This window comes from Novipirellula methanifontis (genome assembly GCF_052161655.1).
In the GTDB taxonomy this organism is placed as follows: Bacteria; Planctomycetota; Planctomycetia; order Pirellulales; family Pirellulaceae; genus Novipirellula.
Genome location: NZ_CP197418.1, coordinates 7847296 through 7871501, shown reverse-complemented (window position 1 = coordinate 7871501; position 24206 = coordinate 7847296). Strand labels below are relative to the sequence as shown.

Below are 24206 nucleotides of genomic sequence, written 5' to 3'. Positions count from 1 at the left end.
ATTAAAATGGCGAACACCACCACGGACCATAACACGATTCGCAAATGGGTAGAGGAACGCGGCGGAGTCCCCGCCACGGTAGAATCAACAGCGGACGACAGCGAATCGGCAGGTCTGCTACGGATCGACTTTCCGCACGGCTCGCGAAACGATCGTTTGTCGACGATTCCATGGGAGATGTTTTTCGAGAAATTCGATTCCGAAAAACTTGCCTTTCTTCACGAGGAAAAAGCAGCCAACGATGAGCTCAGCCGATTTTGCCGATTCGTCCGCCGAGCCGAATAAGTTCCCTGAAGATCAGTCGCGTCCCCAATTGTCGCTGCCTAGTGAGGTGCCAATCGACACCGCGATCCTCGTTCCGGGATTTATGTCACCTGCATGGATGATGTGGCCGCTAGCTCATAGTTTGACCAACGAAGTGGACAGTGTGGTTCGTTGGGATTATCCACGCGTCTTTACGGATATCGAGGCAACCATTCGTTCGCTTGCGTCTGAAATCCAATCTCGCCGAAGTCACTCTCAGCATCTTGCAATTGTCACACATAGTTTCGGTGATTGGATCGCCCGTTCGGCACTTCAACGAATCGAGCATCATCCACCGACTCGAGTCGTATCGATCTGTCCTGTCACGACTCGAATTGTGGTTGCTTCGTTTATGTCGCAATTAACCCGTCGGGTTTTACCTGAGTTGTCAGTGATGTCGAACCAGAGCCTTGCCGAAGTCCCCTTGCCATCCGCCCCCTCGATCACTCACCGTGTCATTTGGGCGAGTGGCGAGCTGCTTGTGCCGCGGTATATTCCTGATCCCCATCCATCGCTAAAAGAGACAACGGTGTTAGGGATGCATAACTCCGTGCTCTGGCAACCGAATCTGTGGCGGCAAGTAAAAAAGGATCTGAGTAGCTAAGTGAGTAGCTAAGGATTGATTGGTTGAGACGCGGTTAAGGATTCGTATTGTGTTCGTTCACGAGCACGACTTTACCTTGATCGACTCCCTTTTCCACGCGTTGATGCGCCGCGGCCGCATGAGCTAAGTCAAAACAGCTATCGATGGTGATCGTCAGTTTTCCCTGTTCGTACAAATCGATCAGTTTGCGAAGATCGTCGCCGCACGGTTTTGCCAACATCACCGTCCCCGACTTCGACAACGGCCACGTGACAAGCGTCATCAGCATGCCTTTGACATCAGGCTCGGTCGAGACATATCGACCGCCGGGGTTGAGCACATCACGTGATTCGAAATAGCCTGATTTTCCGGCGGCATCGAAGATCAGATCCCAGCGTTCGCTGGATTCGGTAAAGTCGACTTTTTCGTAGTCGTAGAAATGATCGGCTCCGAGTGACATGCAAAACGCTTCGTTGTCACCACTGGCGACGGCATCAACATGGCATCCGAAGGCCTTGGCAATCTGAACCGCGAACATTCCGACGCCTCCACTTGCACCGTTGACGAGCACGTGGTCGCCCGGTTCCATATTGCCATGATCTCGCAGCGATTGCAGCGCGGTCGTGCCCGCCAACGGGATGGCGGCGGCTTCTTCGATCGTCATCGAGTCTGGGATCTTTGCAGTGACGCCGACGGCACACACAGCGTAATCGGCGAGCGCGCCCCCACGGGCATGGTCGAGAAACGCGATCACTCGATCGCCAGGCGAAAATGGCGCGTCGTCAGCACAATCGGCAATCACGCCTGCGACGTCGTAGCCCGGAACTCTTGGAAATCCGCCCGGCAGCAACCCTTTCATTTCGCCGCTGCGAAGACGATAGTCGATTGGATTGACGCTCGACGCCAATACCTTGATCAACACTTGACCGGGAAGCCGACGCGGAATGGGGAGACTGGCTAAATGCAGTACATCGGCGTCGCCGTAGTCGTCGTACACGACGGCTTGCATTGTCTCATCGGCAGGGTGGTGATTCACAGCAGTCAATCCTCTAAAACAAAATTCAAGAACTCAATGATTCAAGTCGCGGCTAGGCATTGCTCACACCGTGTGCGATATGCGACTGAATCTGACGTGAACGAACAAGAAATGACGAAGGTGCAATTCACGTACCAGCGTTACTGCGCCCGATCACGCTCGGCTTCGAGCCTGAGTAGACGTCCTGAGCAGAAGTCATCAATGAATTGTGCGGCTTTTATTTGTGTTAGGCTGAAACGAATGAGTAGTCTTGAGCAAGAACAATTCGACACGGCAATCAAACTCCGTGATCGAGAGCGGACTCGTCGTCGTTATTTTATCACGACGGTTGCAGCCATGGTCGCCGCTTGGTGTGTCGCTGTCGCCGCCGCGTGGGTGTGCAATTCCATATTTTTGGATGTCATGTCCGGAGAGACCACGTTCATCTTGATGCTCTCGACGGGATTGACCGCGATCTCCAACGGTATCATTGTCGCCGCTGCACTACAAATTGCGGTTTGGTGGCAGTGGCCAGTACCTCATCGGTCGTCTTGGAAGTGGTTCGCAGTGCTGGTGGGGTGCTATGTGGTGGCAAATCTGTACCCGTACATGGACACCGATATTTGGGAGATGTTTGGTGAGCAGTGGTTCTTTCTGCTTGCCCTGACAATGGCCTTCTATCTGATGGTGATCCCACTCTATTTGCTAGGCATGCGTATCCCCGGTCGACTTTGGCAGTTTCGCCTGCTCGACTCTTTGGACGAAGAGCTGCAGGGCAAGCAATTTCCGCCACCGAATCAACACTGGAGCATCGCGGGTTTCATTTTCCTAACGCTTTTGGTGGCGTTAATGCTGGCGTTGTACCAGGGGATGCGTAAGCTTTTTGAAACGGAAATCGGCGGCACCGTCACAGTTTACTATCCGCCGAATGATCTGGTCATGATGGTCTACCATGGCGTCAATATCGGGGTCGATCTGATAGTGCTGTGGGCCGCCGCCTTAAGCAGCCTGAGTCGACACCGTAGGGCCATCGCGTTGGTGCTTTTGTCGGTGACGCTTTCTGTCGTTGCCGAATTGGCGTACATGTGGATCATGACGGACAGGCAGTCCTTTGTGGACATGGATTGGTTTGAATCTATTATTCGCCATGCTTTCGAAGGCGTCACCAGCTACTTCGTTTTGCGTTGGTGTTTCCTTCGCTGGCGAATTGCTGGTTTTGAAATGCGAGGATGGGTTCAGCGACGTGAACTGGCACCTAGGTAGTGGGTTCAGAATTCCGCCAGCACATTCACTTTGCCTGCGACAATCACATCGATTGCGACACTATTGCGGTTCTGGCTTTACGCCCCAATTGTCGTAGTTCTTCGCACTGTCGGCATTCCAAGTTGGCGAGGATCCCCACAGCGGGACCGTTGCCAGAGACGCTTCCCATTCTCCCAACATTTGGTAGAGCTGTTCGCCGCGCGAACGGTCGGCATCAAAACGGTCGTCGGCTTCGGCAAGATCGGTGTCGACTTGAAATAATTGAGCGGGACGATGCGACAGCGTAATCAGTTTGTCCTGGCCATCGCGAATCGCCCTCTGGCCTTGCAGTCGCCAATAAAGGGTGCGACGAGCCGGATCCGATTGTCCACGAAGCTGAGGCAACAAATTGATGCCATCGTAGGCTCCGTATTTTTCCTCGGCACGACGGCGATTACGTTTGTCTTCATGCGAAGGAGCTGGTTTCAGTGGCAACAGATCCGCTCCGGCCGCTGCCATGAACGTCGGCAACACATCCAGGCTCGAGACCACCGCATCGGTTCGTTTGCCTGCAGGTAACTGCCCAGGCCACGACCAAATCATCGGCACGCGAACGCCCCCTTCTCGCATACATCCTTTGGCACCCGAAAGTGGCCCATTCCAACTGGCGTTATTGGTGGCGCCGCCGTTGTCCGAGAAAAACACGATCAAGGTCTGCTCGAGTTGACCGGTTTCTTCCAGATACGACCGCACGCGTCCCACTCCTCGATCCAATGCGTACATCATCGCGGCATAAGTGCGACGTTTGGGGTCGCTGATGTGAGCGAACTTTGCCAGGTCCTGATGGGTTGCCTGCATCGGAGTATGAGGCGCGTTATAGGACAACATTAACATCCAAGGCTTCGCTTCGGTGGAATCGTGCTGAGTTTGGATCCAGCGAAGTGCCTCGTCAGTAAAGAAGTCGGTCAGATAGGGGCTGGAAAACTCGCGAAGCGGTTCTCCATTACGCTGCAATTGGTGCTTCTGCGGTGTGGGAAAGTAATTGTGGCTGCCGACCAACATGCCACAGAAATGGTCAAAACCGCGTGCGTTGGGGTGATGTGCGTCCTCGCTGCCCAAGTGCCACTTGCCAACCAGTGCGGTGGCGTAACCGGCCGAGTGAAGTTGATCCCCCAACGTGTGTTCGCTCGGCGGCAATCCCAGCAACTCGGGGCGAGTTCCGTCGGCGGCAGCGGATTGGTTCAAATTCGATTCGTAACCAAAGCGACGAGGATCGCGTCCAGTCAAAAGTCCGGCTCGCGATGGCGAGCAGACCGAGCTGGTGACATACGCCTCGCTACAAAAGACCCCCGATCTCGCCAATGAATCAAGATGTGGCGTCTGCAAATGTTGACTGCCTGTGTAGCCAAGATCGCCGTACCCCATGTCATCCGCTAACACGATCAGCAAATTGGGATGCTCAGCCGACTCGGCCGACACGCCACTGTGACAGACTCCGAAAAATGCAGCGAATGCGACGATCGCCGCAGAAAAGGATCGTAATGGCAGCGAGAAAGCGGTCGCCGCGTTGTCGTTTGGTTTTGAGCTCATGATGTCCTGTGCGGGGCAAATTCGCATGTTAAAAATTTCTCAGTGGCTGACCAATATATTAATCCACAACCGTGAGCCATGGGCCGTAAGGCCGCATCCATAAGGCACAGGGTAATGCGTCAGACCCGGCCGCTCACGCGCGAGCGGCTCACTAAATCAACGGCCAACGAGCATACAAAGTCTCACAAACCTGTATTGCGATGCGGTGAAAAACAGCAAGCCATTTTTGTTTTTGATAAAAAGAAAGCGAGCCTGCTTGCGTAATCGTTGTCTAGATCCATAGGGGGCGGTTGATCCGCTTGACTTGTACAGCAACGGCAGCGACGGATTCGGGCAATGGACGCAATGGGAACAACAAAATGAAAACACGCGAACTCAGCAACCTTGGCGTTCCCAAAGGACCGGCGATGCAAATCGCCAAAGACACGATCAAGACGGCGGCGGAATCCGGTTTGCAGCGAGCGGAATTACGCGACGCGGTCGCGAAAGTGGTCGACTCACCCAATTCTTTTCTGGAACATGAAATTTGGGGGAAACTGGCAGCGGAGTTGACGGGAGTGTTCGCTGCGCAATCTCGCTACGTCGGTCGCGAGCAACCTGCGCCTTGGCAACAATGGGGTGATGATCTCGAATCGACGGCCGTCCAACAGATGGCCAATGCGTGTCAATTGCCGATCTCGGTCAGCGGCGCGTTAATGCCGGACGCGCATCAAGGTTACGGATTACCCATCGGCGGTGTTTTGGCTACCAAAGATTGTGTGATCCCCTACGCTGTCGGCGTCGATATCGCTTGCCGTATGAAAATGACGGTCTTGGATTTGCCGACGACCGCACTGGACAAACAACAAGACCGATTGCGGGACGCAATTGAACGTGAGACTCAGTTTGGCATCGGAGCTCGGTTTCGCAAACCTCGAGAGCATGACGTGATGGATGCCGATTGGAGCGTGTCGCATATCACGAAAATGAACCGTGACAAGGCCTGGAAACAATTAGGAACCAGCGGAAGTGGAAACCACTTTGTCGAGTTCGGAATTCTGACGCTCTCCGATGATGATCTCGGGCTGCAATCGGGGCAGTACTTGGCACTGCTCAGTCACAGCGGGTCGCGAGGCACCGGGGCGGCGGTATGCGATTACTACAGCCGTGTGGCCAAGCAAATGCATCCCGAACTGCCTCGCGAATTAGTCAACCTCGCTTGGCTGGACCTCGATTCACAAGCGGGCGCCGAATATTGGGCAGCAATGAATTTGATGGGCGAATATGCGGCGGCGAATCATGCCTGCATTCACAAAGCGATCGCCAAGCACCTTGGCGTCGATGTCATGCTGGATGTGGAAAACCACCACAATTTCGCTTGGAAAGAAAAACATGGAGGCGAAGAATTGATCGTCCATCGCAAGGGAGCTACGCCCGCAGGCGCCGGAGTATTGGGGATCATCCCCGGTTCGATGGGGGCACCCGGTTACGTTGTTCGTGGCAAAGGTGTCGCGTCATCGCTGCGAAGTGCGTCGCACGGTGCAGGCCGCAAAATGAGCCGAACGGCAGCGAAGCGGCAATTCAATTGGAAAGACGTTAAGCAGTTTTTGGCCAAGCGTGGCGTAACGCTGATGTCGGCGGGATTGGACGAAGTTCCGATGGCCTACAAAGACATCGACGCGGTGATGGCATCGCAACAAGATTTGGTCCAAACCGTTGCTCGTTTTGATCCTAAATTGGTCAAGATGGCGCCCGCCGGCGAACGTCCCGAAGACTAAGCAGATAGGCAGGAATCATTGGGTGAAATCCAGTTAGCCGTTTTGGCGCTAGCCCCGGTTCAGCGCCGGAACCGTGGCTAGCGCCAAAACGGCCAATTTACTGAAAGTCTTCTGCCTAACTGCTTAGTCACGACGTGGCGTCATGCCGGAACTGCGGCCGCTGTGGTTGGAATGCGAAACATCGTTCGTCTGCGGCCTTGGTCCGGCCTACGGGGTTAAGGCGACGGCTTCATCAGGTCCAATAGCGATGCGGTCATCGTGGTAAACGCGGTCTTTAGCGTCTCAGGAGCATCCGGATAATAGACTCCCGAATGCAGCGATGGTGCGGGAATACCAAGTTGCTCGAATCGATCGAGTCTTGGCTTGCTGACCGAGCCGACCGAGTACATCAAGATCGGCACTCCGGCGATCCCATAGCGGCTAAAGTCCTCGCCTCCCATCGATTGTTCGCCCGGCACCATGTTCTCGACCCCCAGTACATCGGAAAATAGCTTCGTCATTCGCGCCGTCAACTCGTCATCGTTTCGCAACGACGGTGTCCCTTGGCTGATAATGACATCGGGCTCTTCTGCGTTGTGTGCCATCGCTACCGCCAATGCGCGTCGACGGATGGCGGCGAGCACTTGTTGTCGAACTTCTTCGCTGTAACTTCGTACGGTCAATTGCAACTTGCAATCGTCGCCGATCACATTATGTTTCGTTCCGCCATGAATCGAACCGACGGTCACCACCGCAGGCTCGATCGGTTTGACCTCGCGGCTAACGATCATCTGCAGCGACAAAACTAACTCCGCTGCTTGCACGATCGGGTCAATCGTCGAATGGGGTGCCGATCCATGCCCGCCGCGTCCCTTGACCGTGATGTCGACGCTATCGACGTTGGCTAACGAGTAACCGGGCATCAAGCTGATCGCGCCGGTTGGCTTGTCGGCGCTGACGTGAATGGCCAACGCATAATCGGGTTTGGGAAACCTTTCAAACAAGCCATCTTTTAGCATCGCTTTGGCTCCCTCGCCGAGTTCTTCGGCTGGTTGACCGATCATGATCAGCGTTCCCGACCATTGGTCTCGGTGTTCGCTCATGTAACGTCCCACCGCCGTCACATTCGTCATGTGGATGTCGTGACCACAGGCATGCATTACTCCCGTGCTGCTGCCGTCTTCGCGAGTCGCTTGGACGGTCGATGCAAAAGGAACCGGTGTCTGTTCGGTCACTGGCAACCCATCCAAATCGGTGCGGATCATCACGACTGGTCCATTTCCGTTCTGCATGACACCCACGATTCCGTGGCCTCCCACGCTGGTGGTCATTTCAAAACCTAGTTGTTTCCAAATTCCCGCTAACTTCGCGGCTGTTTGTTCTTCTTCAAAGGAAAGCTCGGGGTGTTGATGCAGCCAACGATACAGATCGAGAAAATTGTCTTGATTTTGCTCGAACCAGTTCGCGGGAGAGGATGTGGCGACAGTAGATACGGCTGGCGCTTCTGCCTGGACCCTCGACGTGTCCATCGTCCCATTGCCGAGTAGAACTGCCAGCAGAACGATCGCGGTACAAGTACGAACACGCATGAAAGAACCTTTGTCGAGGATTTGGGAACAATGCCAGGGTGTGTATTCTAAACGTTCGTTGTTGCGTCTGCTATGATTACGCGAGTTCATCCGCCCTTGTTGGAATAACAACGTCCTACCCCCTGCATGACGCCATGCAATTTTTGAACGGTCTGCTACGATCTGTCATCCAACCGGTTTATGCTGACAACGAAAGTCACGCACGACTTCCGCTACGGCCGATCCTGAGTCTTCAGCCCTGACATAGCACTCTCAGGCTGATTTACACGACAGGCTAGAAGCCTATCCCACTTTTACCCACCTAGTTTGACTTATGCGAATTACATCACTCCCGTTTGCATCTCTGGTTCTTTGCGGCTGCTTCTTTGTGAGTACAGGTTGCGATTCGAAACAGGAACCAGTGGATTCCGTTCCACCCGCCGCTGCTGCTGTGAAAGTCCAGCCCAAAGTCACAGACGATCCCGGTGCGGTTGCTGCGATTGAGGCAACATCGGCAAAAGTGAAGAAGGATGCGGATGGAGCGATTGTGGAAGTCGATTTCCGTGGCACGTCGATCGATGACTCGCAGCTCGCATTGCTGAAGCCACTCAAGCGAGTGCGTTCAGTGTTGCTTGGCGGCACGGGAATCAGCGACGAGGGACTGAAAACACTCGCCGAGGTCGCAACTCTGGAAAACGTTGATTTGCGGGATTGCAAAATCGGAAATGCGGGACTAGCCAATCTGACGCCGCTTTCCAACTTGAAAGCGCTGCGACTGTCCGGCAAAAGCGGCGACTGCTCCGTTGACGACGACGGCATGCAGCACGTTGCGAAACTTGGAAACCTAAAAGTATTGGCGATCGACTTTTTGTGGATTAGCGAAGACGGGCTGCAGTCATTGACGGGACTGAAAAACCTGCAAGAGCTTTATATGGCTGAAACCACGATTGGTAACGATGCCATTACGATCCTGGCAAACTTTCCTAATTTGAAGAAAGTTCGTTTGGCAAAAAACCAGATCGATGCGATGGGAATGGCGGAGCTGCCGAAGCTAAAGAACCTTGAAGAGCTCGACATCAGCGAGTGTGCTCAGTTGTTTGATGATGCAATGCAGCCGCTGAGTGAACTGAAAAGGCTCAAGAAACTGAATTTGTGGCGAGTCAATATTTCGGATGCGGGTATCGAGCCTCTCAAGGGCCTGACTTCGCTCGAGTCATTGAACTTGGATAACACTCGTCTCACCGATGAGGGGATGCCATACCTGAGTGACCTGAAGAAATTGACATTCTTGCATCTGGGATCGACACAAATCAGTGACGCAGGACTAGTCCACCTGGAAGGCCTGACAGCGATGAAAGATCTGAAAGTGACTCGCACCGCGGTCACTCAAGAGGGCGTCGATAAGCTGAAGAAGAAGCTGCCCAAGACCGAGATCCAGCTGAAGTACATCGAAGGCGAGTGATCCGATTCGTCAGATCCGGCAGCAGCGTTCCCGTAGCGAAAGTCGCCTTTTGCTCCGCAAAAGTAGCGTTTATTGGGCGTACTTTCGCAGCGCGCGTGGCAACGAGCATTAAATCACAGTTACGTAGCTAAAACGCGCCGGCTTTCGCCCAAATGTGGACGCCATCAGTCGCTGCGATGCCGGGTCGACGATTGTCGCTCGGCTTTCCAAGCCGATAGCGTGCATCCAGCCGCAGCAAACCGCTTCATCGGCAATCGTCCCATAACCTTTTAGAAATAAACAAGTGTGACAAGCAACCCGCCGTCGAGTGAGCAAGTTGCAGGCAGCGACCAGACATTTCTGACAGACGAATGTTGGGACAGACGAATAAATTCAAAGGGACGATTCGTCTGTCCTTCATTCGGCTGTCAAAATCACCTTGAATCTGTTCCTGTCGTGAGGAAGTGACTAACGTCCCACCAGCCGACTCTGCGTTTCAAACGCCAAGCACGATCCCGGGCGAGATTAAGATTAAGAGTTTCGTGCCCAGGGTCCAGAGCACCGGAATCATCCCATTGTCGCTCGGCTTTCCAAGCCGTTAGCGTGCCGCAGACGACGCTGTTGCATCGTTGATTTGCCGCATCGCATAAGTGGCCGCGATCAACACTAATCCAGAACACATCAGCGGATCGTTCTCTTTCATCAGTCCACTTTGTTGATTGACAAAACTTCCATCGGATTTCTGGTGACGCTGCAAGCGATGCATTAACTGCTCAGCCCAATCGCCGCGGATCCCTAGTCGCCAATAAGCTTCCGCACGCACAGCTTGATGGTAAAAGTACACCGCTTCGCCCCACGGTTCTGGATAATCGCGAGGAATACCCTCGGGGTATTCCCAGTCGCTGTTGTTCTCAAGCCATGCCCTTGCTGAACTCACACGTTCGTCGGACGCGTCGACTCTCGACGCCAGTAGTGCGATCACGCCATCACACGTTGCAGTGGCATAGCTGCGGAAATAGGTATGCCCTTTTTTGTGCCCCATTCGTCCCTTGTTTGCCGCCATTACAATCGGTGAGAAGTAAAAACCGCCGTCATACAAATAACCTTTTGCACGCGGGTCAAGATTGACAGCGCTCATGTCTCCGGGGTGAGGGCGCGTTTCACTTGGATGCTTTTGCATCAGACGAAGAAAGTGCTGCGAGTTTAAGTTGATTCGGTCCAATTCGGAAACTGTCGCAAGCGATAGCTGATCATCCGGCAATGACTTAGAGGCCGATGCATGGAACGCAGCCAATGCCCAACGTGTGTGCGCCAAATCCATGTGCCCCGTTTGACCGGGCGGCTGAGTGCCACCGAATCCCCATCCACCGTATGCTGAATCGGACTTGGAAAACCCACGCGACTCGGAAAACTGTTCACGGATCAAAAAACGACGAAGTGAATCGACCACTGCGTCATTGCCATTCATTTGCTGAAAACAACGCAGCGCAAAGGCACTCGCGAACACGGGATATTCCAACACCTCTGGATCCGCGACGCCAAGCACGCCTGTATCAAGTTGGCTTTTCATCCACGACAAAGCACTTTGCGCCATCGTTGATGCTGCGAATTCCGAGTTCGCGTCAAGCAGTGCGGACAACACAAACGGCGTCAACGCCTGGCCGCTTTTCAGCAGCGCGTACGTCTTACTTTTCCAGGCTCCATCCGGCGATTGCTGATCGAGCAGATAATCACTCAACGACTTGATCAGCGTCTGAGATTGCGATCGCACCTCGTCACGCTCGGATGCCACAAGCGACCGCACTTGCGATCCGGGAATCGATGCGGCGATTCCGCTTGCCAAAAAAACACGACGAGATATTGCAGTGTTCATAACGCAATGACCAAGATAGGGGCTGAGTTTGCGATGGGGAGTGCTTAGCAGTTAGGCAGGAGTCTTTCAGTAAATTGGCCGTTTTGGCGCTAGCGGGCTGTTGACTTAGTGAGCCGTGACGCGTGAGCGGCCGGGTCCCACGCATAACTGCGAGTGGTGAAAGGATTGAGTGAGCCGATTTCCCGTAGTGGACGTGGCTACACGTCCTGTGCGTTGGATCTTTAGCAAGATCCACTACATTTGTTGATACAAGGATCTTTAGCAAGATCCACTACTATTGGTGATACAATCAACGTACCAACAACGCATCACACTACTTTGCTGATGCGACTCGCTTCAGCAATTTGATGTCGTTTTGCGTCGTGATGACTTGCAGTGCCGCTGCGGTACAGAACACCGGGCTGGTGATGCAGTGGTGCCCATTCCAGCTGCCATCGGGGTTTTGTATTTTGCCCAATCGCTGAGTCATTTTGGAGTTCCATTTTTCCCAAGCCTCACCGCCTGCGATCACTAGCGACTCGCTTGTCATCAAATAGCTGAGGAATTCTTCGCCGCCATTGTTGCCAAATCCGGCCAACAAGCTTTCGTCACCAAGCCGTTCTAGCTGGGCACGATTTTGCACGACAGCATCCCCTAGCACTTTAGCCTTGCTCGCATCTTGACCAGCGATTCGCAAGTTTGATTCGGTGACCTCAGCGTCCGCCTCCAGTTTGCCTTGTTTCTTCGCTTCTTTGATCGTCTCGGCCGCTTGTGCCGCGTCGACCGCATTGCCTCGCAAACCGCCCGAGAAAGCGTACAGTTCGACCCCGGCCGCTGCGGTTGCCGACGCCTTGCCGGTCGCGGCATTCACATTCTGTTTCTGATAGTCGCGTGCCTTTTCCAGTTTCTTAGCGTCGACGTCTTTGCCAAGTGCCCGCGCAAGTTCGAGTGAGTTACAGTTCCAAGCGGACTGTAGCACCGGTGCCCAACCGCCGCCGGTATTCCAGCTGCCGTCTTTCGCCTGAGTTCGTTGCATTCGTTCTAAACATGACGTCAACGCGGCCTCGACTCGCTTATGCCAAGGGTCGTTCTTTGGCAGCACGTCCGAGACTCGGGTCAAAAATTGTGCGGTCATCGCGGTATCGATCATCGGTCCCAATTTCCGTTGCGGCTGCGTCCCTTCGATCGATGTAATTCGGTCCGCATTGGGTTCCGCGTTCTCAACCACTTTCACTAAATAGTGCATCGCGTTGACCACGGCGTCGCGATACTTGCCTTCACATGGCGTATGGCCAGCTCGCAACAGTGCCGTTGCGGCAAAGGCTGTGGTTGCAGGATCAGAGGGGAATTTGGCAGGGTCGAGTATCTGTTGTTGAGCATGACTGCCACCGCCCCAGCCACCATCGGAATGTTGTGCCGAAACGAGCCAACTGAGTCCCTGTTTGACGATCTTGGCGGTCGCCTTCTTTTCCTCTTTCTTCGATTTCTTTTTGCCTTTGGATTCTCCTTTCTCCTTCACGGCTTCGGTATCCTCCGCTTGCCCCGAAGCGATTTCATCAGCTTGAGCGGTTTGGGCGACCGGGGCTTCCGCCGCTGCGACCGGGGACGCATCAGCAGGTTTCGACGCAGGTTCGTCTGCGACGAGGATCATCGACATTGCGGTAACGAGCGTTCCGCATAACAGGTTGCGGCAACCGAATCGCATCGCCATGGCTGAATGGAACATGACCGTTCTCTCCAAAGAAACAAGAATAGAAGTCGCGTGAATGGGAGTTCCACCACGCGATGGGAGCTTGCACTACTCAAGTTAGACGATTCAAAGCTCGTTTTATTAGGAAAGTAATTCGTTTGACTTGAATTTTACAATCGTCTGAGATTCCGGTTTTGTTCTTGTTCTAAAACACTAGCAAAGATGCGGCGAGGGATCCCGCGGTCAATCGTCCCGTGACCTTCTGCGACGCCCCAGGAGACCTCGTTTCAATCGACAAACGACTCGATTCGCGAGCGATTTTCGAGCTGAAGCTGAGCAAGCGTTTCGCTCACAATCCGGCGGCTCTCCTCACCATCAACCAGCAGAAGGTCGATGTAACTCTCGTTCAAACCAAAGGCTCCACCGAGCGTTTGCCCGCTGAGTTCTTTTTCGAGCGAGTCCGTTAAAACGTCTTCGATGTTGGCACGAACATCAGATTGTTGGCCTTCGGGGAAAACCGAGCCATCAATGGCAACGTAAATCAGTTCTGCACCCGTGTTCTTAAGCGGATCCTCGCTGAGCTTTCCGCCGTTTTCGATACAGTCAAAGACCAGCTTTGGAATCAGACTCGAACCGACCACGGTGTCGCCACGCGGTGATGGCTTGCTTTCTTTCAGTTGGTAGACGCAGTACGTATCCAGCGGCGGCAACTTTTCCCATTCGTGATACGTGTTGACATGCGAAATGAATTCCGGCAGATCGGATAGCGATCGGGTATAGGTATCGGGCGTAAAGGGCTCGATCTTGATTTCGCCCAGCCAAGTCTGGGTGCCGAATTCACCGAGCACTTCATCGACCAACAGAAACAGGATCGTAAAGTGCTGAGCCGAAGGCACTGATTCAAGCACAGGATGCCAAGCAACGATATCAATTTTCTGGCGGTCATCATCGACATGCGTGCGGATTAGAAAACGGTCCACGTCGACACGGGTGCCCTCGTCGACGGCGATCGCGAACCCTTTGACAAATTCGGCTGGTGTTGCTTGCCGCGAAGCATGAAAGTTCCATTTAGGAATTTCTGGGGCGCGTTGCAGCCAATACTCCGCGAGCAACTGTTTTGCAATTTGACCTTCGCCCGACAGCGTGAACGAATGGCCGCCATTTTCGCCCGGACCAAAGACCCAGCTAAGACCGGGCACAGTCGCTTTACAAAAATCGGCGACTTCGTCGACCAAGCTGCCGCATTCACTCGCTTCGATCGTCTCGAAGAATCGTTCGGAAACGGTGGGATACCACTGCCAAAATTCAGTCACGCGTTGTTTGAAGGTTTGCCCATTTTTATTTTGGCTTACCGAGTCCGTCACGACACCATCCTGCATGCGAAAAGAAGGGACTTTGAAGCAATGCGTTCGGCATGTGTGCCGGGTTTGGCGAACGAGCATCCCCGCATTGATGCACGCCAGTCTACGTCATCCGCCCACACCCGTCGAATCCCACACACAGCGTCACTTTAGATTGGTGAGGCACGTCGGATGACGCAGCAGAATATGGCAAAAGCGAATCGCACTTATGCGGGATCGCTTTTTGCGATTGAAGAGCATTGCTGTGCTTTCAAGCTTTCTTGGTTACTGAGATGTTCAGTTCCAGTCCGGCGGCCGATGCATAGCGTTGCAGGGTGAAAAGTGTCGGATTTGCTGTGGGGTCATTTTCGAGCCGAGAGAGTGCGCTTCGCTTTAATCCGCAATCCTTTTCGATGTCGCTCAATGACAAACCAAGTTCTTCGCGATGGGAGCGAATCTGGCTTAACACATGATCAACCTGTTTCCGAGTCGGCTTCCAGGCTTTGTGCCGCAGTCGCATCTCGGCAAGGATTTCTCGGCGTGCGCTTCCTGTTTCCGGGCGCCCCTCGCGAAGTTTTCCGAGTTCTTCGTCGCTGAGATCGCGGTGAACCCGCTGGCTGGTTGGTTTACGTTTATTCATCGGAATCGTGTTTCCTCAATAAGATTTTGCATAGGCTGTATACATCTATGTTAACAGCTTTTCGCTTCGATGGGTTGAGGATTCGCCGCCGATCGGATGATTGCGGATTTGAAATTGGCGCCAGCTTCACTGCCACGGCACTATTTTGAGCTTGCGAGAGCGGACGCAGATTGAGAATTGCTGGTGCTGCGGCGTCAACCGTACAGGCGTTCGACAATGCGAGTCTCCACGTTCGAAAAACGTGGCCTCAATGAAGTCGTTTGCGACGCTGGCCCGAATGGCGTGGACCTTGTGAGCCGAGGGCGCTAACCGCGGGCCTCGATCCCTGCGTTTTTTCAATCCCTAGGACCCGCGGCAAGCGCTGTCGATTCAGACGGAAACCCGGTAGCTGCCAGTTGTCTCCTCCGCAGAGACAAGCTCGAGCGGAAGGATGTGTCGCAGTACGGGCTCTCCCAAGTCCAAATTATTTGACGCTGGCCGGCCAAACTGCCGTTGCCGCGTTCGTGCGAGTTCACACGAACGTGGCTATCGTTAGCGCTTCGACGGGCCTGTTTGGATCAGGTCACGAGAATCCGCGAAGCGTTTTGCAAATCGATTACAATGCGGCGAGGATCTCGTTGCTCAAAGCGCGGCCGCCGTGGGTTTCGCTGATTTTTACGTACGTGATCTTGCCTGATTTGTCGACAACAAGCGTCGTGGGGTAGGCGGTTTCGTTTGTTGCGTTCCAGCGTAATCCGTAAGCATTGGTGAATTGGAAATCGGGATCGAGCAAGAACGTCAGCGGCTTGGGCAACTTGGTGCCTTGCAGGAAATCACCCGCGTGCTGGCCAAGTTGCAATTTTGCTCCAGGATAGATCAACAACACTCGCGCGTTCTTTGCTGCAAACTTGTCCGCATTCTTTACGAGATCGCCAACCTGGGCGGAACATGCGGGACATTGTCGGCCAGGGAAACCTCGCAATACTACAACGACGACGGGGCCATCCGCGTTCACTTGGCTTAGGCTGACATCGCCCGGTAACTCGCCTGCAATGGCACGCAACTGGAAGTCTTTTGCTTTCTTGCCGGGTGCCAACATCTTCTTCGCGTTGGCGACCTGAGTCTGGCCGTGAGCCTGAGCCTGGCCGTGAGACTGTGCCGAAGCGGGAGCGGCAAGCGTGCTGGAAAGAGCCAATGCACAAATTGCAAGCGTGGGAACGATCTTCATCAAGGGAAACCTTCGTGAAAGCGAGTGGAATGCGGGCTCCTGAGCGGAACCAAAGAGTGAACCGTATGGATTCACATTGCCAATGATCACTCGTGTTCGCTTTCCGCCACTCAGAGCAGCAAAAAAACAGGTCGCCTAATACCAAATTAATTGCGGTGGTGCGGACGAGCCGCTAAATTGGCGGGCATTCTCGTTGCAAGCACTCCATTGTCACATTCGTTAAACCTCTCGACGCTTCTTTTATTGGCCTGAACGAAAGCCCTCTATGCCCACCACGATTAATGGTATTGGAACGCAATACTACGGCAAAAAAAATCCGCGGATCTACCATGATCGATGCGATTCGTGTGGCGCCCATTGCCAGATGACTGATTACGAAACGGGATACTATTTCGTGGTCTTGTTCATCCCGCTGATTCCGATGGGCAAAAAGCAGATTCTCGGTGATTGTTCTAGCTGTCGTCGTCACCGTGTGATGCCGTTGCACCAGTGGAATCAACTTCGCGAAGAGGCAATTGACACGGGGATGGCGAAGCTAGCCGAGGCACCCGATGAGCCTCAACGTGCAATCGAACTGCTTGGTACCTTGACGGTGTTCAATCGTCCTGAAGAGGCGATGGATTTGGCCTCGGCGACGCTGCAGTCACATCAAGATGACATTGATGTCCAGCTTGGTATCGGAAGCTGGTACGAGAATCAGGGACGAAAGGCAGAAGCGGAGAGTTGTTTTCAGCGAGCGATCGAACTCGATCCTGAATATCCGCCCTGTGTTCGCATTGCCGGAATCAACTTGCTCGAGAGTGGGCAGCCCAAGCTAGCGGCTCAGCAAATGGAGTCGCTGCGGCATCCGTCCGAGAATTACGAGCCGGGATTGTTTCTGATGTTGGCCCAGTCGTATGCCGCAACGGGAGATCATGATTCGGCGCTGCGAGAATACGCCGAGGTGTTCGCCAATGTGCCAGAGGCGGCAACGGATAAAGCGATCCGCAAGCAAGTCAAGAAATCCGAAAAGGCCCTCGGCCGGCCCGAGTCGATCCTGCCCAAGAAAGGGCTGTTTGGATAAGTGGGATGGGCTTCTAGCCTGTCATGAGTGCTGACGACAGGCTGGAAGCCTATCCCACACGACATTAAAAAAAACTGGGGGTACCCAAGGTTCCCTGGCTCTGAATCTTCGTAGAGAATGGGGGGACCACTTAACGAACATGATTCTTTGAAGGATTTCTCGGGATGAGTAACAGCACAGCCACCCACGGTCTCACTTCTCGCGACGCTTACCAAGCTCTGCAATCGCATCACGCGGAAATTAAAGACAAACATCTTCGCGAGTGGTTTGCCGAAGATTCCCAGCGTTCCCAAACGCTGAGCCTTGAAGCTCTGGGACTGTTCCTCGATTACTCGAAAAACCGGATCACGTCGGAAACCGTCAAATTGCTGGTCGCATTGGCCGAATCGGCAAATTTGAAAGATCGCATCGATGCGATGTTCAGCGGCGAAAAAATCAATACCACCGAAGACCGCGCGGTGTTGCATACCGCCCTTCGTGCTCCGCGTGACGCCAAAATTGAATTCGAAGGCGAGAACGTTGTGCCCGATGTGCATGCGGTACTCGACAAGATGGCGGCTTTCTGCGACCGCGTCACCAGCGGCCAATGGAAAGGTCACACCGGCACGAAAATTCGCAATATCGTCAATGTTGGGATCGGCGGTTCGGATCTCGGCCCCGTGATGGCGTACGAGGCACTGCGTCACTACAGCAATCGCGATCTCAATTTTCGCTTCGTTTCCAACGTCGATGGAACGGATTTTGCCGAAGCGACTCAGGATCTCGATCCGGCCGAGACGCTGTTTATCGTGGCGTCAAAGACGTTCACGACTCAGGAAACGATGACCAATGCACGATCCGCACGCACGTGGTTACTGTCGGGACTGGGGGGCGACGAGTCGGCGGTCGCGAAACATTTTGTGGCGGTTTCGACCAACGCGGATGAAGTCGGCAAGTTCGGAATCGATACCGCGAACATGTTCGGATTCTGGGACTGGGTCGGCGGTCGCTACTCGATGGATTCGGCGATCGGATTGTCGACGATGCTGGCGATTGGTCCAAAAAACTTTCGAGAAATGCTCGACGGATTTCATCAGATGGATGTTCACTTTCGCACCGCACCGCTGGATCAAAACTTGCCTGCACTGATGGGCTTGTTAAACGTTTGGTACGCCAACTTTTTTGATGCAAAGACGGTTGCGGTGCTGCCGTACGATCAATACCTGAAGCGATTCCCTGCGTACTTGCAGCAATTAACGATGGAGAGCAACGGCAAATCGACGACACTCTCAGGTGACCGCGTCGATTACGACACTAGTCCGATTTTCTGGGGTGAACCGGGGACGAATGGTCAGCACTCGTTTTACCAATTGATTCACCAGGGCACGCACTTGATCCCCTGTGACTTTATCGCGTTTTGCAAGTCGCTGAATCCACTTGGCGATCATCAAGACATCTTGATGGCTAATGTAATCGCGCAAGGCGAAGCGTTGGCGATGGGCAAAACCGCGGATGAAGTGAAGAGCGAAGGAACGGCAGATGATTTGGTGCCACACCGTGTTTTCGAAGGCAACCGACCCTCCAACACGATCTTTATCGAGCAATTAACTCCGAGCGTTTTGGGTAAATTGATTGCCTTGTACGAGCACAGCACGTTCACGCAAGGCGTGATTTGGGATATCGATTCGTTTGACCAATGGGGCGTGGAGCTCGGCAAAATGCTAGCCAAAAAAATCATGCCGGAATTGCAATCGAGTGATGCGTCGCTGGCGCACGACAGTTCCACCAACGGATTGATCCAGCGTTATCGTCAATGGAAATAAGGCAGCGAACATGATCCACACTTGGCCTCGCGATCAAATGCCCAAGCAGGCGGTGTTCATCTCTGATTTGCATTTGATGAGCACGCGGAGCACGGCAGAGCAACATCACACCCAGATTGCCTCGTTGATCGAGCGTAACGAGATGGTCGTCTGGGGTGGTGATCTGTTCGATTTCCGATGGTCGCGTTTTTCAAGTGAGATCGAAGCGGTCGACTTTTCGCTCGACTACTTGCAGCAGTGGCGAAACGAATACCCCGACAAGCAATTCGTTTTCTTGTGTGGCAACCATGACGCTAGCCCGGTGTTTTTGCAGGAGTTGCAGCAACAGACCGAGCCCGATTCCAACTTTGTATTTGCCGGCGACGTGCTTCGCATCGGTGACACCGTAATGTTGCATGGCGACCAGATCGAAGGTCGCGGAAAAATGCAGCGTTTTGAGAGCTACCGAAAAAAGTGGGCCGACAAGAAACGAGCTGCGTTGTGGCGATTCGCCGGCTACGACGCGATTGTGGCGGCGCGTGCGCATAAGGTCGCGGCGGCATTGGCACACCGAAATAAGATGGCGATCCGAAAACTGAATCGCTTCCTAGTGCTACACGACTTGGGGCCCGAGAGCGGAACGCGACGTGTGGTGTTCGGGCACACGCATCGTTTGATTGGCGGATTCGAGCACGACCAAATGCAATTTTTCAACGGTGGCGCCGCGATTCGCCACGTCCCGTTTCGGCCGGTGGAAATTGAACTGACGGATCAAGCGTAGAAGGGGAGGAAATTCGATTTCACCTCCCCCTTGGGGAGGTCAGAGTCGGCGGTAGCCGGCTCTGGGTGGGGCTCGCTGTGTTAGAAATGGATCGTGCCAGCATGGTTTCACCAACCCTCCCCGGCCGCATCCGGCGGCCGACCCTCCCAGCGGGAGGGTGAACTGATTTCACTTCCCCCTTGGGGAGGTCAGAGCCGGCGGTAGCCGACTCTGGGTGGGGCCGCTGTGTTAGAAATGGATCGTGCCAGCATGGTTTCACCAGCCCTCCCCGACCGCTTTCAGCGGCCGACCCTCCCAGCGGGAGGGTAAATTGAGTTTGCCCCTTTCCCGCGATTGGTTACAGGTGGCAATCATGGTTTGGCGAACCGTTTCAGTTTGCGGTCCAGCGTGCTGCGTTCAATTCCCAACATCGCGGCAGCGCGACTTTTGTTGCCGTCGGTATGACGCAACACGCGTTCGATGTGCTGCTGCTCGAGCTCGGCCAACGTCATCTCGACCGCAGTTTCACTCGATGCCGTACCGCCTCCGCCCGCGGCTGCGGTAGGCGAAAGCGCTAGATCGATCTCCTCGATCACGTTCTTTTGATTTAGCACCACGGCGCGTTCGATCACGTTTCGTAGTTCGCGAATGTTCCCCGGCCAATGATATTCGAGCAGTCGTTTTTGCGCCGCTTCGCTGATCGTCTCGATCCGGCGTCCCATCTCGCGATTAAAACGGTCGAGGAAGAACTGGGCCAGCAACAAACAATCGCGTTGACGTTGACGAAGCGGTGGCACGATGATCTCCACCACGTGTAGGCGATAATACAAATCTTGTCGAAACTTGCCTTCGCCGACCATCGATTGCAGATCCCGGTTGGTAGCGGCGACGACGCGAACATCGACTTTGATCGGCTCGTGTCCGCCAACACGTTCAAACGGATGCCCCTCAAGTACGCGAAGCAATTTGGCTTGCAGTTCGGCATTCATCTCGCCAATTTCGTCGAGCATCAACGTGCCTCCGTCGGCCATCTCGAACTTGCCCCGTTTCCGCTCGGTGGCGCCCGTGAAAGCGCCTTTTTCGTGGCCAAACAATTCGCTTTCCAACAGAGTTTCGCTCAACGCGGCACAGTTTAGGCAGACCATCGGTCCTTCGCGACGATTGGATGCGTGATGCAGCGCCGCGGCAACCAATTCCTTGCCCACACCCGATTCGCCTCGCACCAAAACTGTGGCATGCGTCGGTGCCGCCAACTTGATCTTTTCGATGACGGATCGAATCGCTTCGCTTTTACCCACGATGCGAACTTTGTCGCCAAGTTGTTCTTGCAGCAGCTCGGCCTTGCGGCGGCTGAGGTGAAGCGACTTGGCCAAACGCCGCTGGTCGGCGAGCCGCGAAACCGACTCGGCAAGAATTTCGGCCACCGCGACCACAACTTGTAAATCGTCGCTGCCAAAGGGGCGAATCCCTGCGGCGGTCGTCATATGGATCATGCCGAGGAAACGATCGCGATGGTCACGGATCGGGGCCAGGATGATGCTTTCGACATCGATCTCACCGCGACTGTTCTTGGTCGCCAATTGGTCATCGCCGACGATGTTGCGAGCCAACAAGGCGAGCCCGTTTTCGCCCGCCAGATTCTGCAGCAACGCTTCGGGTGGCCGACGATAACTGCGGTCGCCGCTTTGCCGGGTCGCGACTAAGGGGACTTCCGAAATCGAGCTGGGCGAAACCGAGGCAGGCGGAGTCGATCGTTCGCTGAGATAGACACCGGCGGTATCAAATTTCAGGCTGCCCACCAAATCGTCCAGACACGCGGCGACAGCGGACTCGGAATCTTCTAGACGAGCGAGGGTGAATGCCAATTTGAGCAAACGGCTGCGAACGCCCGGCGAATCGTCGCCGGCTGCGTTTAGCTCTGCTGCGTTTTTGGCTTCCGCCACTTTTGAATCGGATGCAGCCGCGCGTCCATGCAGATAATCGCTGTGCCGCCGACGATCGGTGATCGCATCGGCACTCATTTCCATCGTCAATTGATCGTCGGTGGCTTGCGAGGCCGCGTCATCATCGTCGGATGCCGGTTCGATGCCGCCGGTATGAATGGTGTGCGTGAACTGGATCGCAAAACCGGCGACCTCGATTTTGTCGCCGTCGCGAAGAGGGTGCGGGGCCGTGATCTCCGTTCCGCCGACAAACGTGCCATTGCGGCTGCCGAGATCCTCGATGGTCCATGAACCGGCCGCAGCGGGTTGTGGCGAAGCCGGTTGGGTTGAGGCCGGTTGCGAAGTGTCCGAAGCATCGTTGTGGACTGAATCGGCCCAATAGATGCGGGCGTGCTGGCGACTGGCTTGGTGGCTGCGGATCACGATTTGGTTGGAGGAAGCTCGCCCCAAGAAGGCTTGAGCCGGGGGGGCGAGTCGAAATACGTCACTCCAGCGGCCGGCCGATTTTAAGACGAGATAAGCACTAGGATGGCGGGGGGCCGATGTGTCGCCAGCCGGGTTTGTCGAGGATGTCGTCTGCGGGACTTTGGTATTCAAGCGAATCCACTGCGAAGGAGAAGCCAAAAATGGAGAAGACCGATGGCGTATCGATTATGATGATTGTGAACGCTGTGACGGAGTATGTAGAATGTCGAGCGGCAGGTTCTTAGCGTCTGCCACGTGCCGCACTCGTATTTTAGCGGAGAAACCGACCATTTGTGCGTTCACAGCGACAGGACTTCTGTTGCGATATGGATTTTCCGCAAGTATCCTGTGTATCGGTCACTTGCCGGACCGCATTGCCATCCGTCGGATTGCATTTGCGGTTTTTCAGTCCAAGGCACCTATTCTAAGCCACGAACAATCCCCCGCCCATTAACGCGAGCCGTTGTGCGGGATACCTCGGAGATCCACTCGATGGAATTCGGTCCACAACGTCTGTTTCGATTTTCTGCGTCTATCATCGCGGTCCTCTGCATGTCCGCCTCGCTGCAGGCGGGAATCAGTGGTCTAAACAACCGAGCGGTGGGGGGAGTATTGATTGACGCTGAAGGCATCGTCCGAAACGCGACGATTGCCGAGCAACAAGAACTGTCCAACGCGGCCCGGGCGGCACTGAAGCAAGCCGAAGGCGAGATGGACCAAGCGACCGAGATGCGGATGATCTCGTTAGCAAAATTGCAAAAACACCTGCAAGCGACTCGTGAAGCGGGCGAACCGATTTCGAGCGACGTCGAGTTTTTGGCAGGACTGCAACGCATCGAATACGTTTTCGTCGACCCCGACAACAACGATATCGTGATCGCGGGCCCTGCGGAGCCTTGGGAAATGCTCGATGACGGCAGTGTTGTGGGGACGAAGTCGGGAAAATCGACCATGCGATTGGCCGATTTGATCGTCGCGTTTCGCACCGTCGAAACCGCACGCCGTGGCGGTATCAGCTGCTCGATCGAACCGACTGCCGAAGGTCGCCAACGGCTGCAAAACCTGCTTCGCAACGTCAAGCTTCGCCCGGGCCAAAACCCTGCGATTTACGAGTCGGCGATGAAGCAAGCGTTTGGCCCACAGATGATCCAATTGAACGGAGTGCCCCAAGACAGCCGATACGCTCGGATCCTGGTCGCTGCCGACTTTGAAATGAAGCGAGTTGCGATGGAGTTGGCCCCATCGAACGTCAATGGATTGCCCAGCTATCTGCAAATGTCCAAAAATAGCCGCCACAACGCGTCCCAAAACCCACGTTGGTGGATGGCGTGCAACTACGACGCGATGACCAAGAGCGAAGACGCGTTGGCTTGGAAATTGTCCGGCCAAGGCGTGAAAACGCTGACCGATCAAGACTTGGTTGCCGCTGACGGCGACGTCAAAGCAGCCGGCCGCGTCGACAAAATCGCTCAAACCTGGGCCGAGACGATGACGCAGAAGTATCCTGAATTGACTAAAACAGTCCACGTTTTCGGTGATTTGCAAAACATCATGGATATGACGATCGCGGCCACCTTGATCAGCCAAGAACGGCTCGATCAAAAAGCCGGCATCGATCTGTCGCTGTTAAAGCAAGAGAACGAAGCGGTCGAGTTGACCTCCTACGCGATCCCCAAAGCGTTGAATCCTCAATGCAGCTTTGTACGAGGCCGCAGCGGTTGGGTCGTGACCGCATCGGGAGGCGTTGATATCGACGCGTTCTCGGTGGTTGAAAAGCAAACCGTCGACGCCGCCGTGGCAACGAAACGAACAGAGTCATTGGCCTCGGCCAACGATCGTTGGTGGTGGAACCGCTAAACGTATCACGACAATACTGAAACGTTAAAAACGCCCCTTCCGATGACGGAAGGGGCGTTTTTTCGTAGGTGTTAGAGCCGCAACCGCGGCGGCAGCGAGCTATTCTGTTACCTCTCCCGAACGCAGTTTG

18 protein-coding genes are annotated in these 24206 nt (G+C 54.5%); 9 read left to right on the top strand and 9 right to left on the bottom strand.

Translation table 11 applies throughout. The features are described 5' to 3' along the window. The first annotated feature begins 6 nt into the window (after window positions 1-6). The gene (locus SH528x_RS27895) at window positions 7-285 is read left to right on the top strand and encodes a hypothetical protein (protein ID WP_442506719.1); all 279 of its coding nucleotides are present in this window, start codon (window positions 7-9) and stop codon (window positions 283-285) included. After that, entirely contained in the window at window positions 242-907 is a 666-nt protein-coding gene (locus SH528x_RS27890) for an esterase/lipase family protein (RefSeq protein ID WP_442506718.1), read from the top strand. The genes SH528x_RS27895 and SH528x_RS27890 overlap by 44 nt, the downstream gene beginning before the upstream one ends. 34 nt (window positions 908-941) lie before the next feature. Here SH528x_RS27890 and SH528x_RS27885 read toward each other — a convergent pair whose 3' ends face one another. After that, window positions 942-1895, bottom strand: a complete 954-nt coding sequence (locus SH528x_RS27885; RefSeq protein WP_442512188.1) for an NAD(P)-dependent alcohol dehydrogenase — start codon at window positions 1893-1895, stop codon at window positions 942-944. A gap of 267 nt (window positions 1896-2162) precedes the next feature. Here SH528x_RS27885 and SH528x_RS27880 point away from each other — a divergent pair, with 267 nt between their 5' ends. Beyond that, window positions 2163-3164, top strand: coding sequence for a hypothetical protein (locus SH528x_RS27880; protein ID WP_442506717.1), 1002 nt, complete (start codon window positions 2163-2165; stop codon window positions 3162-3164). Window positions 3165-3224: 60 nt separating this feature from the next. Here the strand turns inward: SH528x_RS27880 and SH528x_RS27875 are convergent, their stop codons facing one another. Beyond that, window positions 3225-4733: a sulfatase-like hydrolase/transferase gene (locus SH528x_RS27875; RefSeq protein ID WP_442506716.1), complete on the bottom strand. Its 1509-nt coding sequence runs from the start codon at window positions 4731-4733 to the stop codon at window positions 3225-3227. 359 nt (window positions 4734-5092) lie between these two features. On the opposite strand from SH528x_RS27875, the gene SH528x_RS27870 reads away from it, so the two are divergent. Beyond that, entirely contained in the window at window positions 5093-6490 is a 1398-nt protein-coding gene (locus SH528x_RS27870; RefSeq protein WP_442506715.1) for an RtcB family protein, read from the top strand. Between the two features lie 215 nt (window positions 6491-6705). On the opposite strand, the gene SH528x_RS27865 is transcribed toward SH528x_RS27870, so the two are convergent. Continuing rightward, entirely contained in the window at window positions 6706-8058 is a 1353-nt protein-coding gene (locus SH528x_RS27865) for a M20 metallopeptidase family protein (protein ID WP_442506714.1), read from the bottom strand. A gap of 400 nt (window positions 8059-8458) precedes the next feature. Between SH528x_RS27865 and SH528x_RS27860 the strand changes: the two genes are divergently transcribed. Next, on the top strand, window positions 8459-9499 hold the full coding sequence (locus tag SH528x_RS27860; protein ID WP_442506713.1) for a leucine-rich repeat domain-containing protein: 1041 nt from the start codon (window positions 8459-8461) through the stop codon (window positions 9497-9499). A gap of 577 nt (window positions 9500-10076) precedes the next feature. Here SH528x_RS27860 and SH528x_RS27855 read toward each other — a convergent pair. From SH528x_RS27855 to SH528x_RS27835, 5 genes are all read right to left on the bottom strand, one after another. Then, window positions 10077-11351 carry a hypothetical protein gene (locus SH528x_RS27855; protein WP_442506712.1) on the bottom strand — a complete coding sequence of 425 codons (1275 nt, stop codon included), beginning with the start codon at window positions 11349-11351 and terminating at the stop codon, window positions 10077-10079. Between the two features lie 313 nt (window positions 11352-11664). After that, window positions 11665-13056 (bottom strand): hypothetical protein, encoded by a 1392-nt coding sequence (locus SH528x_RS27850; protein ID WP_442506711.1) that lies wholly within the window; start codon window positions 13054-13056, stop codon window positions 11665-11667. 251 nt (window positions 13057-13307) lie between these two features. Further along, window positions 13308-14384, bottom strand: a complete 1077-nt coding sequence (locus SH528x_RS27845; RefSeq protein WP_442506710.1) for a hypothetical protein — start codon at window positions 14382-14384, stop codon at window positions 13308-13310. Between the two features lie 247 nt (window positions 14385-14631). After that, on the bottom strand, window positions 14632-15000 hold the full coding sequence (locus SH528x_RS27840; protein ID WP_442506709.1) for a helix-turn-helix domain-containing protein: 369 nt from the start codon (window positions 14998-15000) through the stop codon (window positions 14632-14634). A gap of 595 nt (window positions 15001-15595) precedes the next feature. Further along, entirely contained in the window at window positions 15596-16207 is a 612-nt protein-coding gene (locus SH528x_RS27835; protein WP_442506708.1) for a peroxiredoxin family protein, read from the bottom strand. Window positions 16208-16472: 265 nt separating this feature from the next. Between SH528x_RS27835 and SH528x_RS27830 the strand changes: the two genes are divergently transcribed. From SH528x_RS27830 to SH528x_RS27820, 3 genes are all read left to right on the top strand, one after another. Then, window positions 16473-17270, top strand: coding sequence for a tetratricopeptide repeat protein (locus SH528x_RS27830; protein WP_442506707.1), 798 nt, complete (start codon window positions 16473-16475; stop codon window positions 17268-17270). A 164-nt stretch (window positions 17271-17434) separates the two neighbouring features. Beyond that, window positions 17435-19072, top strand: a complete 1638-nt coding sequence (gene pgi / locus SH528x_RS27825) for a glucose-6-phosphate isomerase (protein ID WP_442506706.1) — start codon at window positions 17435-17437, stop codon at window positions 19070-19072. 10 nt (window positions 19073-19082) lie between these two features. After that, window positions 19083-19832, top strand: coding sequence for a metallophosphoesterase (locus SH528x_RS27820; RefSeq protein WP_442506705.1), 750 nt, complete (start codon window positions 19083-19085; stop codon window positions 19830-19832). Between the two features lie 350 nt (window positions 19833-20182). On the opposite strand, the gene SH528x_RS27815 is transcribed toward SH528x_RS27820, so the two are convergent. Beyond that, window positions 20183-22351, bottom strand: a complete 2169-nt coding sequence (locus SH528x_RS27815) for a sigma 54-interacting transcriptional regulator (protein ID WP_442506704.1) — start codon at window positions 22349-22351, stop codon at window positions 20183-20185. A gap of 360 nt (window positions 22352-22711) precedes the next feature. On the opposite strand from SH528x_RS27815, the gene SH528x_RS27810 reads away from it, so the two are divergent. Beyond that, window positions 22712-24076, top strand: coding sequence for a DUF1598 domain-containing protein (locus SH528x_RS27810; protein WP_442506703.1), 1365 nt, complete (start codon window positions 22712-22714; stop codon window positions 24074-24076). Window positions 24077-24206: the final 130 nt, after the last annotated feature.